A 17,348-nucleotide genomic window follows, 5' to 3' on the forward strand; every position below is an offset into this window, starting at 1 on the left:
AAATGTATATCACCATAACACCGCAAAAACTAGGAGGCTCCTATTCGCAAAGTGTCGCTGATTATGTGGACTATCTCGAGAAAGAAAATCAGGGATTAGAGCAACAGGATATGGAACACTTTTTCAATCAATACGGAGATGAAATATCTGCTAAAGAAGTTATCAAAGAGATTGACGGCAACACCGCAAAATTGAAAAAGACAGAACCCAAATTTTATTCCATAACGATAAACCCAAGCAAGTATGAATTGAAACAGTTACAAAACAACAGTAGCGATTTAAAGGTATATACCCGAGAGGTGATGAAAGACTATGTGGCATCATTTAACAGGGAAATTAATGGTAGACCCATTACCATTGATGATATAAAATATTATGCGAAGATTGAACACCAACGCAATTTTAAAGGAACTGATTTTCAGGTAAAAGAAAACCAACCCTATGCTACTAAAATACTTCAGTTGAAACAAGACATACGAAAAATTGAAAACGGAAAACTGGAAGGCAATATTTCAATACTAAAGAAAAGGATCAATCAACTTGAAAAAGAAGCTCCTCATCAACAAAATGGGAAGCGAATAGTTCAAGGAATGAAAAAAGAAGGTAACCAAAGCCATATCCATATTATCGTAAGCCGAAAAGATACTTCCAATTCGGTGAGCTTATCTCCAGGAAGTAAATACAAAGCTTCAGAAGTAATTATGAACGGGAAAAACGTCAAACGAGGTTTCGATAGGGATTCATTTTTTTCTCGAGCTGAAAAAACCTTTGATAAGCAATTTGGGTGCAAGCGAAACTATGCAGAAACCTATCAAGCCAAAAAAGATTTCATAAAAAATCCCAAGCTGTATTTTTCGGCATTAATGGGATTGCCCACTACCGAAAAGGCGGCAGCTTTTAAAATCTTGGGCAAATCAGGAATACCAATGATAAACATTCCAACCAATAAAGCACAATTGGCCATTAAAGCATTTAAACGACTTAAAAAAGGTGTAGATATTGCCATTAAATCAAGCTCTATTGGGATATGAGTTGTTCAGTGGCACATATCATTTTGTATATCATTGCTCCAACACTGTTTTTATGTACAATACTTTATGTGTTTTTAAGTGCTTCAGGTAGTAAAGCGGACAAGAAATATCAAGTCCAATTCAAAATCAAATCAGGAACATTTCAAATTGATAATATCAAACGTGGGGCTTCGGTAATCGGTTCTGCAGGTAGTGGAAAAACCGAAAGTGTGGTTTATAATTTTCTAAAGCATTTCAGCCAGTATTCCTTTTGTGGCGTTATCCACGACTACAAACATTTTGAACTCACCGAGATTGCATATCCTTTATTCAATGCAGCCAAAATTCCATTTTACATCATCTCGTTTGATATTATATACCATCGTGTAAATCCCATTGCTCCGCGTTATATGATTAATGAGGAAAGTGTTAATGAAGTTTCCAGAGTCTTAATTGAAAATTTACTGGAGCAAAAAGAATCAGGTAGCACGGGAACATCTAAATTTTTTACCGATGCTGCAGAAGGCTTGATTGCGGGAATGATATGGAAACTAAAAACCTCATATCCCAAGTATTGTACACTACCTCATTTAATAGCTATTTATCAACTTTTGGATACCGATAGCCTTATTGCTTTTCTGGAAAGTAATGTAACGGCTAGAGCCATGGCAGATGCTTTTATCAGTGGAAAAGACTCCGATAGACAGACTGCGGGTGTAAAAAGCACCTTGGCCAATGCGTTTAAAAAGATAAGTACACAACGCATATTTATGGCACTATCTGCAGATGAAGTGCCATTAGATATCAATAGTCAGGAAAGACCAGGTGTAATTTCCGTGGTGAACAACCCCAAATACGAATCCGCTTATTCTCCCATCATCGCCACCATAGTCCATAGTATTACCAAACAAATGAGTATACTAAATGCAAAACCTTCGTTTTTGATGATGGAAGAAGCTCCAACCATTCGATTATTGAATATGCACCGTATTCCTGCCACTTTACGGAGTTACAACATTGCCACAGTTTACGTGATGCAGGACAAAATTCAAAATGATATGATGTATGGTGATAAAGCAAGTAAAGCGATTTTGAGCAATCTATCCTATCAATTCTTTGGAAAGGTCAACGACCCCGATACCGCAAAATACTATGAACGTTTTTTTGAACTCATAAAACAACCTACCAAAAGTATCAGTAAAAGTAGTGGGCTAAGTTTTGAGAGTCGAATCACCAAAGGAGAAAAGGAAGTGTCTAAACGTAGAGCCGATATCTTCTTCAGATTAAAACAAGGTGAGTTTATCACGTTCGCTGATGGTAAGGACAACAAAGTATGGTTCAGGATGCCAGTAATTGACAGGAAATTACCCAAAAATACTACCCAATTTGGTGAATTGGAATTGACCAATAATTTTGGTTTAGTTTATGAACAGGTTAAGTGTATATTCCAGAGGACATGAAAAAGGTTATTGAAAAACAATTAGTATTTAACTTGGGGGGGAATTCTTACTAAAACTACTTTTGTAAGTCTTTTAAGATACCATCTTTATCACTCTTTAACTTTTTAGCAAACTGTTTGGATTCTTCAGAAATATGATCTTCAAGATGTTCATTTCCCCATAAAATCATTTCTACTATTACAGGAGCTAAAGCTTTTCCTTTTTGCGTTAGTTTGTAGATATAAACTTTCTTATTTGTTGGGTGTTTATCCTTAGTGATGAGTTCCATACCCTCCATCTTCTTTAAGCGATCAGTCAACCTGGCTGTAGATATTTTCTCTTCTGCCATTGTAAAATCTTTGAATGTACGCTCTTTGTAATAAAGTAAATCTCTTGTTATAAGTAAAGTCCATTTATCACCAAATAATTCCAGACAGGAACTTATAGGGCAATCTGAACGAAAATCATTTTTAATCATTTCTTTACTTTCACTTCGAAAGTAATTATTATATTTACTTCCGTAATGAAAGTAAAATTAAGTTTTTTATCAAATAAAATATACAAATGAGTGTTAAAAGTGACTATCGCTATTCGGGAACAAGAAAAATATCTGTAAGCGGAATTGATTATACCTATAGAATTACTGGCGAGCAATCAGAAATCCCGTTAGTACTATTTAATCATCTAGCTGGGGTTTTGGACAATTGGGATCCAAGAGTAATTAATGGCCTAGCGGAAAATCATATGGTCGTTACCTTCAATAATAAAGGAGTCGGTTCCTCAGGAGGCAATACCCCAAAGACACTTGAAGAAATGGGTGATGATGCCATTGCTTTTATCAAGGCTCTTGGATTCAATAAAATTGACATGCTTGGTTTTTCTTTAGGAGGTGCCGTGGCTCAACACATAATACTAAAAGAACCGAATCTTATTAGAAAATTAATTCTCGGAGGTACTGGTCCGAAAGGTGGCATTGGAATTAAAAACATTCCAAAACTCTGTTATCGAAAGCAACTAAAGAGCTTTATTACCTTCAAAGATGTTTTGACATATCTTTTTTTCACTACCACAGATAATGGGAAGAACGAGGCCAAAAAGTTCTTGAAAAGATTAAAAGAACGCAAGGAAAATCGAGATAAGGCCATTACCCTTAAATCCTTTCAAGCTCAATTAAAAGCAATTCATAAATATGGTACAGATACGCCGGATGATTTATCGGTTATCACGCACCCTGTGCTCATTGCCAATGGAGAGGATGATTTAATGGTTCCTAGCGTTAATAGTGCGCATATGCACTTACAAATACCACATTCAAAGTTGGTATTGTATAAGGATGCGGGTCATGGTGGAATATTCCAATACCACGAGGAATTCGTGCCCGAAGCCTTGAATTTTTTGAATGCTTAACTACCAACTAGTATAAAAAAACAAAACTCAATTACACTACCTGTACCAACAAAAGTTTATAAAATGATTGAATATTCGAACACCAATGGCATTGCTACTATAGAAATAAACAATCCACCGCAAAATCGTTTGGTGGACGATTTATTAAACCAACTTGATGAGGCGTTAAATGACATTATGAGACGAAACGACACGCGCGTAGTATATCTAAAAGCTACTGGTGATAATTTTAGTTTCGGTGGGGATATCCTTCCATGGACAAGCATGACAGAAGAAGAAATCAATGGCCTACTTGCTAAAACACTCAAAACCACAAACACTCTTGAAAATTTACCCATTCCAGTCATATCAGCAATACAAGGAAATTGTTTGGGTGGCGGTTTTGAACTTGTCCTTAGGACCGATGTAATCTTGGCTGCAAAGAATGCAAAGTTTGGACATCCAGAAGCATCCATAGGGCTTTTTACTTTGCTGGGAGGTGTTCAAAGAGTAGCAGATCGTATAGGGCGGACACGAGCCATGCAATGGGCATTAACCTGTGAATTAATCGATGCGGATTATGCCGAGAGAATTGGATTGATCAATGAAGCAGTACCTGAAGATATATTATATAAAAGAGCTGAAGAATGGGTAGAAAAACTTGTTTCCACTTCTACATTAGCTCATGCAGATCATAAAAGACTACTTCGTAAATGGTCTGATTCAGGCGTGGAAGCCGCTGATAAATTAATGCCAGAGATTGCAGGAAAAATAATGTTGAGCAATGATGCACAAGGAGCCATAGCCTCTGCAATTCATGCTTTAAAAGAAGGTAAAGCACGACCCAAATTTCCTTTTAAGGGCAAGTAATCAAATTATTAATTAAAACTATAAAACAATGAATGTAGATGTATCGGCAATCGAAAAAGAACTTCACGATTGGTTTTTTATTACCTATTTCAACAATTGGGTCGGAGTTGGCTCAGGCGAAATAGACGAAGGTCCAGAATTTATACTAAAATACTGGGGAATGCCTCTTTTCGTTACCGCTGACGAACCCTCAATGTCAGGTTGGTTGCATGAAGGACAACAGGTTGTTGACTTTCTTGTAATGCAGCACAAGGAACTAAAAGCAAATGGTTATACCCATACACATGTGCCGGAACAAATTATAAAAGTTTACAATCAGAATGGTGGAGCAATTGAAGTAATATGGTCAAGGAGAGCAGCGGATGAAACGGAAATACAACGATTTGCCGCCCATTTTGAAGTTGGTCGTACAGATGAAGGATGGAAAGTCTTTAGTATACAAGCTAGAAACACCAAAGTTGAAAAAGACAATGATACGCTGGATGGAGCATGGTCATAATTCAATACTATAAGAATGACAAAATTAAAATCTGAAGAGTTTCCACCCTTAGTTTTACCTGAAAACGTTAAACAGCAAAAAATTACTGTTTGGAGTCTAGGTGTAGCTTTAGACGCGGATATATATGTACCAAAAAATGTTGCCGTTAACCAGAAATTACCTGCTATTGTTGCCTCTCATGGGTTAGGTGGAGATAAGCATACCGCAGAGCGGTACGCAGCAAAATTTGCTGCTTCGGGTATGATTGTGGTTTGTTTTACCCTTAACTCATGGAAAGGTTCGCAAGGAATGTTAATTCCAGCAGAAGAGATGCCCGAATTTGATGAAAATGAAGAGGGCTATATGAAAGTTAAAATGGTCCGAGAATTAGTTGATCCTATAGACTGGATTCAAAATATGCGTTCAGTTGTGGATTATCTTGAAGGTGAACCTAACGTTGATGCCGAAAGAATAGGGCTTTGGGGTTCTAGTTATGGCGGAGGCATTGCAGCAGGCCTTGCCTCAACGGACGAACGTATAAAAGTTCTTTCCCTGCAAGTACCAATGCTATTTAGGCCTAAGGGATTGTTCCCGATTTTCAAGAAGAGAGCTATACAAGTTGCGCGTGGAGAAGCACCGGGAATACCTCAAGGGACGGATGCATTCCCCTTTGAAAATACACCAAATTATGGAACTCCACATTACGCAAGAATGTTACAGCATAGACCAGAAGAATATGTTAAGAGTATCGACATTCCTACATTAATAATAGATGCTGCTAATGAAGAAATGTTTAATACCAAGGAAAACGGAGAGGCGGCTCACAAAAAGCTAAAGGAAAAAGGCATTGAGACATATTATGAGATATTACCAGATATCAATCATTATGGAATCTATTTCGATGGATTTGAAAGAGGAAGTCAATTGGCGCTGGATTGGTTTCTAAAACACCTTTAATGAAGATGGATTCCAAAATGTTACATCCAGAAATCCGTAAGGTTGTTCTTCGAACCCCTAGAATTCCATGGCACAGAAAATTGCTATTACCTATTTCAAAAGTGATGTATAATATAGGAGCCCGCACTGAATTGGGTAAAGGCGTGGTTGTTTCAACTGAAATTATTAACGGGGTTGAAATACAGATTTTCTCACCGGAGCAACTAAAGCCGAAAGGTGCGGTTTTGTGGATATTTGGAGGTGGCCATTTAGCTGGAAAACCAGAACATCTTAATGGAATCGCCACTAAAGTCGTCAACGAGTTATGCATGGAGGTAATAGCTCCAAAGTACCGACTTTCACCTGAAAATCCATTTCCAGCCGATTTAGATGATTGTTTCGAAGCTTGGAACTGGTTGGTTGGTAATTCAATAAGAAGAGGTTATAATGATAACAAACTTGCCATTGCAGGTAATAGTGCAGGTGGCGGAATAGCTGCAGCACTTGCACAAAGGATATTGGATTCTGGAGGCGTTCAACCTCAGGCCCAATGCTTATTCTATCCCATGCTGGATGATAGGACAGCAATAGATCACTCTTTGGACAGAATCAATCATTTCCTTTGGAATAACAAAGCAAATTTTATGGCATGGGATGCCTATTTAGGAAATCATCATCCTGGGGATGTAAACATACCGAAATATGCAGCCGCTGCAAGAAGAAATAGTCTAAAAGGGTTGCCTCCAACTTGGATAGGACATTGTGAGCTAGACTTATTTGCGAACGAATACGCAACATATGCCGAAAGATTGAGGAACGAAGGTGTGGTATGCCAAAGTTATTATGTGAAAGGAGTTCCCCATGCCTTTGAATTGTTCATTCCTAAAAGTGAAATGGCTGAAAAATTTGAATCCTCTGCTTTAACATTTTTAAAGGAATATATGAAGTGAATAATCCATTTTTCGGATAAACGAAACCAACTAATCGAAAATGAAAAAACTATTAATAATTGTAATTTTTATAATATCCTCTGAGAGTATATATAGTCAAAAGAAAATATACAACATAGGTGTTCTTTTGGACATTAGCACTGAAGAAATTCAACCTATTAGGGATAATCTAAGAAAAGAAATAATTGCGGTAGTTGGGGAAGATGCCACTATCAACTTCCCTCCAGGCAGTTATTTAACTAACAACTATAGTTTAGAACTAGCCCAAAGAAATTATAATCAGTTACTTGAAAATGAGGGCATTGACATCATATTGGCCTTTGGAGCAATTAATAATATTGTTATAAGCAATCAGGAAACGTATTCAAAGCCTACCCTTCTTTTTGGCGCCGTTAACATTGATCTTGTAGATGTCAACACTAACAGGGAAAACTCAGGTGTAGAAAATTTTACTTACCTAATTCAGACAGTGTCATATTTACAAGACTTAAAAAAATTCAAGGAACTAACAAATTTCAAGAAAGTAGGCATTGTCATAGAAAAGGAAATAGCGCAAGTGCTTCCCTTGAAAGAAACTTTTGACCACAACTTAAAAGAATTAAATGCCTCGTACAAGTTGATTCCATATGAATCAATAGATGATATTGGGCGAAATCTAAATGATGTTGATGCCGTTTATTTAGCTGGCGGTTTTTTTTTAAACTCAAAAGAGGTAGCTGAACTTGCCCAGATATTTATTGAAAATAAGCTGCCTTCTTTTACTACCACAAGCAAGGCAGATGTTGTAAATGGTCTTTTTGCCACAAACCAAGAAGATGGCCAAATAGATAAACTATTAAGGAGAATAGCACTAAGTATTGAATCCTATGTAAACGGTATGTCATTGTCTGATTTACCGGTTATGTTAGAATCCAATACTAGACTGACAATAAATTATAATACTGCTGAAAAAGTTAGTGTCCCGATTAAATACAGTCTGATAAGTTCAACTGATTTTGTAGGTGACTTTGTGAATTCCCTTAGTGAAAAAGAATATAATCTTCTGACTGCTATTGAGCAGGTTTTAAAAAAGAACCTTTCGCTAAATTCTCAAGAAAAAAAAATAGCTCTTGGACAACAGGATGTTAAATCTGCAAATAGCAATTATTTGCCCAACCTTAGTGTATCGGCTGGAGCATTTTATGTAGACCCTGATTTAGCAGCCCAATCGTTCGGACAAAACCCAGAATTCTCTACCAGCGGAAACATCGGATTAAATCAAATTGTTTTTTCTGAAGCAACCAATGCTAATATTAGCATACAAAAAAAGCTTCTACAAGCACAGATACAGAATCTGAATTCAGCACAACTAGATGCTATTTTCGATGTCTCCAATTCATATTTTAATACACTTTCTTCTAAAGCAAATGCTCAAATCCAGTTAAGAAACCTTAATCTCACCAAAAGAAATCTTCAAATAGCAGAAGAAAACTATGCAGCAGGTCAATCTGGTAAATCTGATGTATTGCGCTTTAAAAGTGAAATGGCACAAAACACTCAGGCTTTAGTAGAAGCTGTAAACCAATTGGACCAGGGATATGTGCTATTAAATCAAATTTTAAATAACCCAACCGAAACGGAAATTGATATTAAAGATGCAGAGCTGGACAAAGGAGTATTTCAAGAGTACAATTATGAGGAGTTAACAGAAATATTAGATGACCCCCAATTACGAGAGACATTTACCTTGTTCTTGATAGCAGAGGCCAAAAAAAATGCACCTGAGATAAAATCTCTTGAATTTAGCATAGAAGCCACGGAACGCTCTGAAAGACTATATAGCAACGGAAGGTTTTTGCCTACGGTATCGCTACAAGCAAATTACAATAGGGTTTTTAGCAGAAGCGGTGAAGGTAGTTCATTTGTGCAACCAGGTTTTGCCCAATTAGATGATTATTATAATGTTGGGGCTAATGTATCCATTCCTATTTTCAATCAAAATCAAAATAATATAAATAGGCAAACTGCCATTATTCAAAAAGAACAGCTCACCATAAATAAGGAAAACTTTGAGTTGAACTTGTCTGCAGCCGTAAGGACTAATATACTTAGCCTTCTTAACCAATATTCTAATATTGAGCTTTCACAAGTTTCAGAAGACGCAGCTGCCGATGCTCTTGACCTTACCCAAACAGCATATTCAAATGGTTCTGTAACCATAATTCAACTGCTAGATGCGCAGACCAATTATTTGAATGCTCAGCTTTCTAGAACAACTGCTGTATATAATTTTTTAATAAGTGCACTTCGATTGGAACGCGCACTGGGATATTACTTCCTTTTAAATAGTGAAGAGGAGAATACTAAGTTCAGACAACGATTCCTAGAATTCAGAAATAACAACTAAATCAAAATAAAAGTACAAGCATGAAAAATCATATTGCTCTGATGTTAATAATAATTACAGGAGGTTTGTCGACTTCTTGTTCTGAAGAGAAAAAGAAAGAAGAAGTTTTTCTAAGACCAGTTAAATACCAAGAAGTTGGTTATTTGGGAGGTGATAAAATAAGAACATATAGCGGTACAGCTGAGACGGACAAGATTATAAACCTGAGTTTTCGAAATACAGGAATTATTACAGAGTTCGACATTAGATTAGGTCAAAAGGTCGAAAAAGGACAACAATTAGCAAGATTGGACAATGTACAATCCAGATTGTCCTATGAACAGGCCATTACACAGCTAAACAGTGCCGAGTCCCAAATGAACACTGCAAAGCTCAATTTAAATCGAGTAAGAGTCTTATATGAAAAGGGCAGTACTTCTCTAAGCGATTTCGAATCTGCCAAAAATGCCTTTAAAACAGCACAGGAAAGCTATAATTCAGCAAAGAGAGGTGTAGAAATACAAAAAGAACAGGTACAATATGGGTACATTTTCGTACCAGAAGATGGTGTTATTTCAGCAATCTATTCAGAGATCGATGAAAATGTAAACCCTGGTCAAACGATTGCAACCCTAAATTCTGGTACTGACATGGAGATTGTTCTGGGAATACCTGAAAGCTCTATTAATGGTGTTAGAGAGTCTATGGAAGTAAGTGTGGATTTTTCTTCCTTGCCTAATTTACAATTTAAGGCAAGGGTCACCGAGGTTTCACCGGCCGTAGACGTTAATACCGCTACTTATCCCGTTCGTGTAACAGTAATTAATCCAAGTAAGGAAATCAAGAGTGGTATGGCAGCTAATGTTGCATTCAATTTTGAAGAAGTTAAAAATACAGATAACAAAATTTTAGTGGTGCCTACCAATGCAGTAGGTGAAGATAGTAATGGAAGGTTTGTGTATTTAATTGAAGAGAATTCAGGAGAGGCTATTATAAAAAAGCAACCCATTACTATTGGTGATTTAGACAATGAAGGGTTTCAAGTGAAAAGTGGATTGTCTTATGGTCAAAAAATAGCTACTGCTGGATTACAGACTTTACTCGATGGACAAAAGGTGAAATTATAACTCCGATACTACTAACTAATGAGGATTGGAGTTTATCTCAAAAGATATATAGTCTTCAGTACTCTCAAAAAAATTGACAACCAATAACCAGCAAAAAGAACATGAATCTAGCGAAATTTTCAATCGACAAAAATAGAATCACATTCATGGTTTTAGTGACCATACTCGTTTTAGGTGTAATCATGTATTTCAGTCTTTCAAGAGATAGTATGCCACCTTATACAGTAAGAGTAGCAAATGTTGTTAGTGTATTCCCAGGTGCCAGTCCAGAACGAGTTGAGCAATTGGTTACAGATAAGATTGAAAAAAAAGCGCAAGAATTACCGGAATTGGACGAAATTAAAAGTACTTCAAGAACAGGTTTGTCTGTGGTTTCTGTGACATTGAAAGATGAAGTAACTCCTGAGCAATTACAAGCTGTTTGGGATCGTCTGCGGAGAAAGTTAAACGTAATTGAAGGTTTGCCAGACGGTGTTCTTCCCAGATTGGACGATGATGGTATAGGCGATGTTTATGGTATTGTCGTAGGGTTGACCTCCGATGGTTTTTCATATAAGGAGATGAAAGAATATGCCGACGATATTAAAGACGAATTTATTAAACTCCCAGATGCCGCAAAGGTAGAATTAGGAGGTGTACAGGACGAACGTGTTTTTGTTGAGTTTGATAACGCAAGATTAAAGGAATACGGTTTGTCAGCTTCTCGATTGCAACAATTCATATCATCAACCAACATATTAAATTCAGGAGGACAAATCAACATTGGTGAGGAAAGAATCATTTTAGAACCAACTGGAAATTTTGATTCTATTGAAGATATCAAGGAAATGTTTATTGCAGTTGGCAACGGTACTCAACTTATCAAATTAGGAGATATTACCACTATTCGTAAAGGATATATAGACCCGCCAACTCAAATAGTGAAAGTCAATGGAAAAGATGCTGTTACATTACATATTAACCTTAAAGAGAATAAGAATGTTGTTGCATTAGGCCAGGAAGTCGATAGACTGATTGCAAAATGGCAGGAACGTTTACCCGTTGGTCTGGAATTGCAACGTGTTTCTTCTATTGATGAATATATTGATTTTAAGATTAATGATTTTATGATCAATTTACTGCAATCAATCAGTATTGTATTGATTGTAATGCTAATTTTTTTAGGAGTTCGAACTGGAGTCATTATCGCAGCATTAGTTCCTATTGTGACTATTGCCACACTTATGGTTATGGGGGTTCTCAATTTGGGCCTTAATCAAGTAACCTTAGCGGCCTTGATTATGGCATTGGGCATGCTCGTGGACAATGCTATCGTAGTTGCTGAAACCATTATGGTGAAATTGGAGCAGGGAATTGCTAAAAAAGAGGCGGCCATTCAAGCATTTTCTGAACTATGGATGCCTTTACTTATTTCCACATTAACAACTTCAGCAGCTTTCCTTGCATTTTATCTGTCTCCGACCACAATGGGAGATATTGTGGGGCCCATATTTGTGGTCATAAGTATTGCACTTGCATCTTCGTGGTTAATAGCCTTGACCGTAATAACCATGTTTTGCTATCTGTTTTTTAAAGTGGTTCCAAAGCAAGAAAAAAAGGAGAGCATTATAGATAAGACTATCAATACTATGAAATATAATTATAAACGAATCATTTTAATTGCATTAAGGCATAAGGTAAAAGTTATTATCGGAATCTTTGCCGCCTTGATTATCTCCTTATATGGTTTTGGCTCTATACCTTTTATATTTTTCCCAGACAGTGATCGTAATCTCTTCACTATTGATGTGAATTTGCCAGAAGGAACAAAAATTGAGAGTACCGAATCAGTAATAGCCCAAATCGAAGATTACATTATAGATTCCTTAAAAGTAAATCAACAACGAAATGCAGGTATATTGGGCTGGTCATCTTTTATAGGTGAAGGTCCAGAATCTTATGATTTGGGATATACACCAGATGAGCCAAATTCCAACTATGGTCATATGCTCATTACTACTTCTTCATTTACGCAAAACAATGGCCTAATCGCAAAACTTGATGCCTACACCTTTAACAATTTTCCAAATGCAGATATTAAAGTTTATCCATTACCCGCAGGAGAAGGAGGTGCTCCGATTGAGATTAAAGTATCGGGGAATGACCCAGATGTTCTGTCATCCCTAGCTGAAAAGATAAAAATAAAATTGTCAAGTATTCAAGGAACTAAGAACGTGAAGGATGACTGGGGCCCAAAAAGCAAAAAATTCTTGATAAAGATTGATCAAAATAGAGCGCAGAGAGCTGGAGTCACTAGTCAGGATATTGCAGCATCTTTACTTACTGTCCTTGATGGCTTTGAAACTGGAAGTTATAGAGAGCAGGACAAGTCCATACCCATTGTGATGAGAAGTGATGCCAATCAGCAACAAACACTTGCTTCTCTCGAAACTTTAAATATTTATACCCAAGCTTCAGGTAAAAGCATTCCGTTGTTACAAGTTGCATCTATTATTCCATCATGGCAATATGCAAAAATTAAAAGGTTGGATATTATTAGAACGGTTAATATTAGCTGCGAATTACGAGAAGGGGCTAATGCTAACGCAGTAACACTGGAAATAACACCTTGGATGGAAGAGCAAGTGAAAACTTGGGAAGAAGGTTATACTTATAAGTTTGGGGGAGATGCCGAACGAACCGCAGATAATATGGGATCTGTCATCGGATATCTACCTGTTTCAGGTTTCATAATCATTTTATTACTGATTATACAATTTAACTCCGTGAGAAAAATGGCAATGGTGGTTTTAACAATACCTCTGGCCATTATAGGAGTGGTTATTGGTTTATTGATATTTCAAGAGCCCTTTGGTTTCATGCCTTTTTTGGGAGTTATTTCTTTGGCTGGAATAGTCATCAACAATGCTATTGTTCTAGTAGACCGGATGGAAGTGGAACAAAATGACCTGGGGAGAAGTGAACATGATTCAGTAATTACGGCTTGTTTGCAGCGATTTAGACCAATTCTATTGGCGACTTTCACTACTGTATTAGGCCTCATTCCTTTGTACATAAGTGGCGGAGAAATGTGGGAAGGTATGGCCGTGAGTATAATGATCGGACTGCTTTTTGGGACAGTAATAACATTAATATTCATTCCATCTTTTTATAGCATTCTCTTTAAACTGAACTATAGTGGGTATGTTTTTAATGATGATTTATTAGAAGAATAAAAAAGAGCGATTAAAGAAAAATGACTCAGGCCATATATAAAAATAGATTTGAATTTTTTCTAGCAACACAGCTTGCAATATTGTTTGGGTCTCTTCTATTTGGATACAGGACTTTTGAATATACGGTTCAGCCCATACTTTTTTTGATGAATATATTGGGCGGTATATTACTGATTTCCAAGCAGAGAAAATTGATGTGGTTTTTCATATTACTCTTTACTATATCACTTTTCATTTTTGGTTCATCAATGGTCTCGCGAACAGAAGGTGTTGATACCATACTAATAAGGTTATCAATATATTTCTTGTTTTGCCTTACAGTAACAGTAAGTATTATTAAACAAATTTGGTATGCAAAAGATGTAAATAAAAATGTAATCATAGGCCTTGTAAGTGGATATATTTCACTTGGATTTTTGGCATTTTTCTTATTCATGTCCATTGAACTGCTCAATACAGGAGCATTTCAAGGAGTCTTATTACAAGGAGAAGATTTCGCTTCTACAGCTGATAGTATTATGTACTATTCCTTTATAACATTACTTACCATTGGATATGGGGAAATTGTACCCACTATTGCAATCGCTCAAAAAGCTGCAATATTAGTCGGATTGATGGGGCAGTTTTATATGGTAATTATCACAGCCATCATAGTCGGTAAATATATACAGCAAAATACTTCAGACGATAATTTTAAAATAATAAAATAATGAATAAAATAGATTTCAAAAAATTCTACCAAGCCCACTGGACCATCGAAGAGCGGCTTAAATTAGAAGTGGTTACGGATTTTGTTCAAGGTATTTTGAACCATGAATTTGATCAGGTCATAGCAACATATCGTGACCATCCCTATGTACAACATAACAGATCCGTACCTAGTGGCATTGAAAATATAGTAAATCTAAATAGGAAAATGGCAAGTCGTTTTCCTGAATTTTTTCTTGACCCCAAACATGTTTATCTCGACGGGGACTTTGTGATTTTCCATTCACATTTAACAGTAAAAGCAAATCATAGAGGTAATGAAAAGAAAGGTCTGAATGTGATAGATATTTGGAAAATATCTGATGGTAAAATTGTCGAACACTGGGATTCAATACAACCATTAGATTTTATGTCTAGACTTTTTACACTTATTACAGGTGGTGCAATTCGTAATAATGATGGTGTATTCTAAAATAAAAATATGAGTTCAAATATATATAATCTGTCTGATTATAAAGTCATAGTGAACCGGATTACAAAATTATGTCCAGATAGTCAGAGGCAATGGGGAAACATGGATGTTAATCAAATGCTTGAACATTGTTCCATCCAGCTAAAGTTGGGTCTAGGTATAATTCAACATACAGGTAATGAAGGCTCTCCAATAATGAGAACTTCAATGGGTATTTGGTTATTTCTTTTTGTGTTACCCTGGATGAGAGGTATGCCAACACCTTCAAAGATGAACATGCTGGAAAACTGTGCTCCGGTTGATGATTTTAAGTCGGAACAGGAGTCGTTACTTGAATTATTGGAAATAGTACAGGGTAGAATGAAATTGGAACCGCATCCTTTTTTTGGTCCCCTTGATAAAAAAAGGTGGGGCAGGTTAATATGGAAACACCTAGATCACCACCTTAAGCAATTCGGATGTTGATTTTACCCGAACTTCTTCAATTGAGTTGCCAACAAGTCAAAAATCATATAATAATATGAACATTATACGAAATAAAATGGTCAGAAAAAACACACTCCTTCTTTCTTTGATATTGCTAGGAACAATAATGTTCAGTGGGTGTAAAAATAATAGCGAAAATAAAACTAGTATTATTCTTGAGAAAGCATTAAGTGCGGTTGGGGGGCGGGATGCTCTGTTGTCACTCAATAGGTTTCAAATTTCCACAATAGGATCTTCTTATGCATCCTTTATGGGTTTAGCCCCAGATCACGTCAAAGAAACGAGTACTTATAGTAAAAAATACACGGTACAAATTGATAATGGGGCAATAAGAACCGATGCTATCCGAAAATTTACTTATGTCCCGGAACATGGATTTCCAGAGCAGCGTTATAGGGTAGTTACCAAAAAAGGAACGGGGCAACTTCTGATGGAGCCCACCCACTTGGACTACCTGGTGGAGCTTTGCCTTCTGAAACCGTAGCAAGTATGGAAAAAATAATGACCCTCATGAACCCTCAGTTTCTTTTGAGAGAAGTCCTCAAGAATGAGAGAACAATTACATTTTCCGAAACAGTCAGGGAAAAAGATACTATTTACGATGTTTTAATTATAAGCGACGACGTGTCTCCTATAAAGCTTTATATAAATAACAAGAATGGAACCATTTCCAAACTCGAAACCAAAACGAACCATATGATTCTTCGTGATATCGTATTGCGTGCAACTTATAAGAACTGGAAGAAAGCGGAATCTGTACGGTTTCCAATGCAGGTAGATATAGCCGTTTCTGGGAATAAGTTGTTACACCAGTTGCATGAATCTGTTGTGGAAAATCCCGAGCTGGAAGAAGGTTATTTTGCTTTTCCTAAAAAAGTTGATGGGCTTACAAAGGATTCAACAGCCTATAATAAAGGATTAAGAACACACCATATTCATGACGAATTTTTTGAAATCGCTGGACTATATTATATTGAGGAAGTCTCTTTGGAGGCAACCAAATTAGCTTCTGGAATATATGAAGTTAGAGACAATTCTTCAAATCATTTAGGTGGGATGATTGTTGAATATGAAAAAGGTGTGGTAGTGATAGAAGCGCACACATCTGAGGATGTATCCAAAGAGCTTTTAAAAATCGTGCAGAAAAACTTTCCGGACAAGGCCATTACACATCTCATCCAGAGCCATCATCATGTTGACCATGCTTCTGGGGTTCGCGCTGTTGTTTCATTAGGCTCGGAATTAATTATAGGGAAAGGTACCGGTGATTGGTGGGAGAATGTTTTGAAAGCAGAATCAACTATCCGACCAGATGAGATGTCTAGCTCATCGGTTTCCCCAACAGTTACCGAAGTTGATTATAACGATAAATGGACATTGTCGGATGGTAACGTATATATTACCGTTTATCATGTTTCGGATAATCCCCATGCTTCGGATATGCTCATTACCAAAGTCGAAAAGGACAATCAAATTTTTCTTTACGAAGCGGATTTATACAATGCGGGGTTCGGCTTTACCATGGCATATGGAGGCCCAGAATCTTTGTTTAAAGCGTTGAGAAAATTTGAACTTATTGATAGTGATTGCAAATCTCAGCAACCATTTACGATTATACCTGGTCATGGAAAACCTGTTACAATAGGGCAAGCTATTTCAGAACTTGGTCAATTGGGTATTGCAATAGATTGTGGAACTGAGTAAAGGCGAAATGTAATTGTTTTCCGCGATCTACTCCTGATGCCTAATAAAGCAAAAAAATTAAATAAGATAGTATCTGCCGAGGATATATTGATATAAGGTTCAATTTCAAATGTAGGCAGTCAAAATAGACATATTTGAGTGGGCTGTAAACCCAGGGAGGCAAGTCCATTGATATAGAAAAAATATAAACAAAAGTAAAATG

Annotated in this window: 16 protein-coding genes; 15 read left to right on the forward strand and 1 reads right to left on the reverse strand. The window is 36.6% G+C overall.

Going from position 1 to position 17,348, the window contains the following annotated elements:
• Nucleotides 1-2: 2 nt before the first annotated feature.
• Both mobB and LV704_RS13995 read left to right on the forward strand, forming a co-directional pair.
• Complete coding sequence (gene mobB / locus LV704_RS13990) at nucleotides 3-1,031, forward strand: MobB family relaxase (RefSeq protein WP_163424016.1); 1,029 nt, start codon at nucleotides 3-5, stop codon at nucleotides 1,029-1,031.
• Entirely contained in the window at nucleotides 1,028-2,470 is a 1,443-nt protein-coding gene (locus LV704_RS13995; protein WP_163424017.1) for a type IV secretory system conjugative DNA transfer family protein, read from the forward strand. The genes mobB and LV704_RS13995 overlap by 4 nt, the downstream gene beginning before the upstream one ends.
• Nucleotides 2,471-2,525: 55 nt before the next feature.
• On the opposite strand, the gene LV704_RS14000 is transcribed toward LV704_RS13995, so the two are convergent.
• Complete coding sequence (locus LV704_RS14000; protein WP_163424018.1) at nucleotides 2,526-2,927, reverse strand: helix-turn-helix domain-containing protein; 402 nt, start codon at nucleotides 2,925-2,927, stop codon at nucleotides 2,526-2,528.
• An 86-nt stretch (nucleotides 2,928-3,013) separates the two neighbouring features.
• Here LV704_RS14000 and LV704_RS14005 point away from each other — a divergent pair, with 86 nt between their 5' ends.
• From LV704_RS14005 to LV704_RS14065, 13 genes are all read left to right on the forward strand, one after another.
• On the forward strand, nucleotides 3,014-3,856 hold the full coding sequence (locus tag LV704_RS14005; protein WP_163424019.1) for an alpha/beta fold hydrolase: 843 nt from the start codon (nucleotides 3,014-3,016) through the stop codon (nucleotides 3,854-3,856).
• A gap of 63 nt (nucleotides 3,857-3,919) precedes the next feature.
• Nucleotides 3,920-4,705 (forward strand): enoyl-CoA hydratase/isomerase family protein, encoded by a 786-nt coding sequence (locus tag LV704_RS14010; protein WP_163424020.1) that lies wholly within the window; start codon nucleotides 3,920-3,922, stop codon nucleotides 4,703-4,705.
• A gap of 28 nt (nucleotides 4,706-4,733) precedes the next feature.
• The gene (locus tag LV704_RS14015; protein WP_163424021.1) at nucleotides 4,734-5,204 is read left to right on the forward strand and encodes a hypothetical protein; all 471 of its coding nucleotides are present in this window, start codon (nucleotides 4,734-4,736) and stop codon (nucleotides 5,202-5,204) included.
• A 15-nt stretch (nucleotides 5,205-5,219) separates the two neighbouring features.
• The gene (locus LV704_RS14020; RefSeq protein WP_163424022.1) at nucleotides 5,220-6,140 is read left to right on the forward strand and encodes an alpha/beta hydrolase; all 921 of its coding nucleotides are present in this window, start codon (nucleotides 5,220-5,222) and stop codon (nucleotides 6,138-6,140) included.
• Entirely contained in the window at nucleotides 6,140-7,069 is a 930-nt protein-coding gene (locus LV704_RS14025) for an alpha/beta hydrolase fold domain-containing protein (protein ID WP_163424023.1), read from the forward strand. Before LV704_RS14020 ends, LV704_RS14025 begins: the two co-directional genes overlap by 1 nt.
• A 40-nt stretch (nucleotides 7,070-7,109) precedes the next feature.
• The gene (locus LV704_RS14030) at nucleotides 7,110-9,455 is read left to right on the forward strand and encodes a TolC family protein (protein ID WP_163424024.1); all 2,346 of its coding nucleotides are present in this window, start codon (nucleotides 7,110-7,112) and stop codon (nucleotides 9,453-9,455) included.
• A 20-nt stretch (nucleotides 9,456-9,475) separates the two neighbouring features.
• Nucleotides 9,476-10,561 carry an efflux RND transporter periplasmic adaptor subunit gene (locus tag LV704_RS14035; RefSeq protein WP_163424025.1) on the forward strand — a complete coding sequence of 362 codons (1,086 nt, stop codon included), beginning with the start codon at nucleotides 9,476-9,478 and terminating at the stop codon, nucleotides 10,559-10,561.
• A 101-nt stretch (nucleotides 10,562-10,662) separates the two neighbouring features.
• Nucleotides 10,663-13,776: an efflux RND transporter permease subunit gene (locus LV704_RS14040; protein ID WP_163424026.1), complete on the forward strand. Its 3,114-nt coding sequence runs from the start codon at nucleotides 10,663-10,665 to the stop codon at nucleotides 13,774-13,776.
• Between the two features lie 20 nt (nucleotides 13,777-13,796).
• Nucleotides 13,797-14,486, forward strand: a complete 690-nt coding sequence (locus LV704_RS14045; RefSeq protein WP_163424027.1) for an ion channel — start codon at nucleotides 13,797-13,799, stop codon at nucleotides 14,484-14,486.
• A complete protein-coding gene (locus LV704_RS14050) occupies nucleotides 14,486-14,956 on the forward strand; it encodes a nuclear transport factor 2 family protein (RefSeq protein ID WP_163424028.1) in 471 nt (156 codons plus the stop codon). The genes LV704_RS14045 and LV704_RS14050 overlap by 1 nt, the downstream gene beginning before the upstream one ends.
• Before the next feature lie 9 nt (nucleotides 14,957-14,965).
• Entirely contained in the window at nucleotides 14,966-15,421 is a 456-nt protein-coding gene (locus LV704_RS14055; RefSeq protein WP_163424029.1) for a DUF1569 domain-containing protein, read from the forward strand.
• Between the two features lie 55 nt (nucleotides 15,422-15,476).
• Nucleotides 15,477-15,926 carry a hypothetical protein gene (locus LV704_RS14060; protein WP_163424030.1) on the forward strand — a complete coding sequence of 150 codons (450 nt, stop codon included), beginning with the start codon at nucleotides 15,477-15,479 and terminating at the stop codon, nucleotides 15,924-15,926.
• 5 nt (nucleotides 15,927-15,931) lie between these two features.
• Nucleotides 15,932-17,146: an MBL fold metallo-hydrolase gene (locus tag LV704_RS14065; RefSeq protein ID WP_163424031.1), complete on the forward strand. Its 1,215-nt coding sequence runs from the start codon at nucleotides 15,932-15,934 to the stop codon at nucleotides 17,144-17,146.
• The last annotated feature ends 202 nt before the right edge of the window (nucleotides 17,147-17,348 follow it).

The organism is Flagellimonas sp. CMM7 (assembly GCF_021390195.1).
In the GTDB taxonomy this organism is placed as follows: domain Bacteria; phylum Bacteroidota; class Bacteroidia; order Flavobacteriales; family Flavobacteriaceae; genus Flagellimonas.

Bases quoted from the DNA above. Each gene is read 5' to 3' on its own strand.
- mobB (WP_163424016.1), top strand. From the start codon at position 3: ATGTATATCACCATAACACCGCAAAAACTAGGAGGCTCCTATTCGCAA.
- LV704_RS13995 (WP_163424017.1), top strand. From the start codon at position 1,028: ATGAGTTGTTCAGTGGCACATATCATTTTGTATATCATTGCTCCAACA.
- LV704_RS14000 (WP_163424018.1), bottom strand. From the start codon at position 2,927: ATGATTAAAAATGATTTTCGTTCAGATTGCCCTATAAGTTCCTGTCTG.
- LV704_RS14005 (WP_163424019.1), top strand. From the start codon at position 3,014: ATGAGTGTTAAAAGTGACTATCGCTATTCGGGAACAAGAAAAATATCT.
- LV704_RS14010 (WP_163424020.1), top strand. From the start codon at position 3,920: ATGATTGAATATTCGAACACCAATGGCATTGCTACTATAGAAATAAAC.
- LV704_RS14015 (WP_163424021.1), top strand. From the start codon at position 4,734: ATGAATGTAGATGTATCGGCAATCGAAAAAGAACTTCACGATTGGTTT.
- LV704_RS14020 (WP_163424022.1), top strand. From the start codon at position 5,220: ATGACAAAATTAAAATCTGAAGAGTTTCCACCCTTAGTTTTACCTGAA.
- LV704_RS14025 (WP_163424023.1), top strand. From the start codon at position 6,140: ATGAAGATGGATTCCAAAATGTTACATCCAGAAATCCGTAAGGTTGTT.
- LV704_RS14030 (WP_163424024.1), top strand. From the start codon at position 7,110: ATGAAAAAACTATTAATAATTGTAATTTTTATAATATCCTCTGAGAGT.
- LV704_RS14035 (WP_163424025.1), top strand. From the start codon at position 9,476: ATGAAAAATCATATTGCTCTGATGTTAATAATAATTACAGGAGGTTTG.
- LV704_RS14040 (WP_163424026.1), top strand. From the start codon at position 10,663: ATGAATCTAGCGAAATTTTCAATCGACAAAAATAGAATCACATTCATG.
- LV704_RS14045 (WP_163424027.1), top strand. From the start codon at position 13,797: ATGACTCAGGCCATATATAAAAATAGATTTGAATTTTTTCTAGCAACA.
- LV704_RS14050 (WP_163424028.1), top strand. From the start codon at position 14,486: ATGAATAAAATAGATTTCAAAAAATTCTACCAAGCCCACTGGACCATC.
- LV704_RS14055 (WP_163424029.1), top strand. From the start codon at position 14,966: ATGAGTTCAAATATATATAATCTGTCTGATTATAAAGTCATAGTGAAC.
- LV704_RS14060 (WP_163424030.1), top strand. From the start codon at position 15,477: ATGAACATTATACGAAATAAAATGGTCAGAAAAAACACACTCCTTCTT.
- LV704_RS14065 (WP_163424031.1), top strand. From the start codon at position 15,932: ATGGAAAAAATAATGACCCTCATGAACCCTCAGTTTCTTTTGAGAGAA.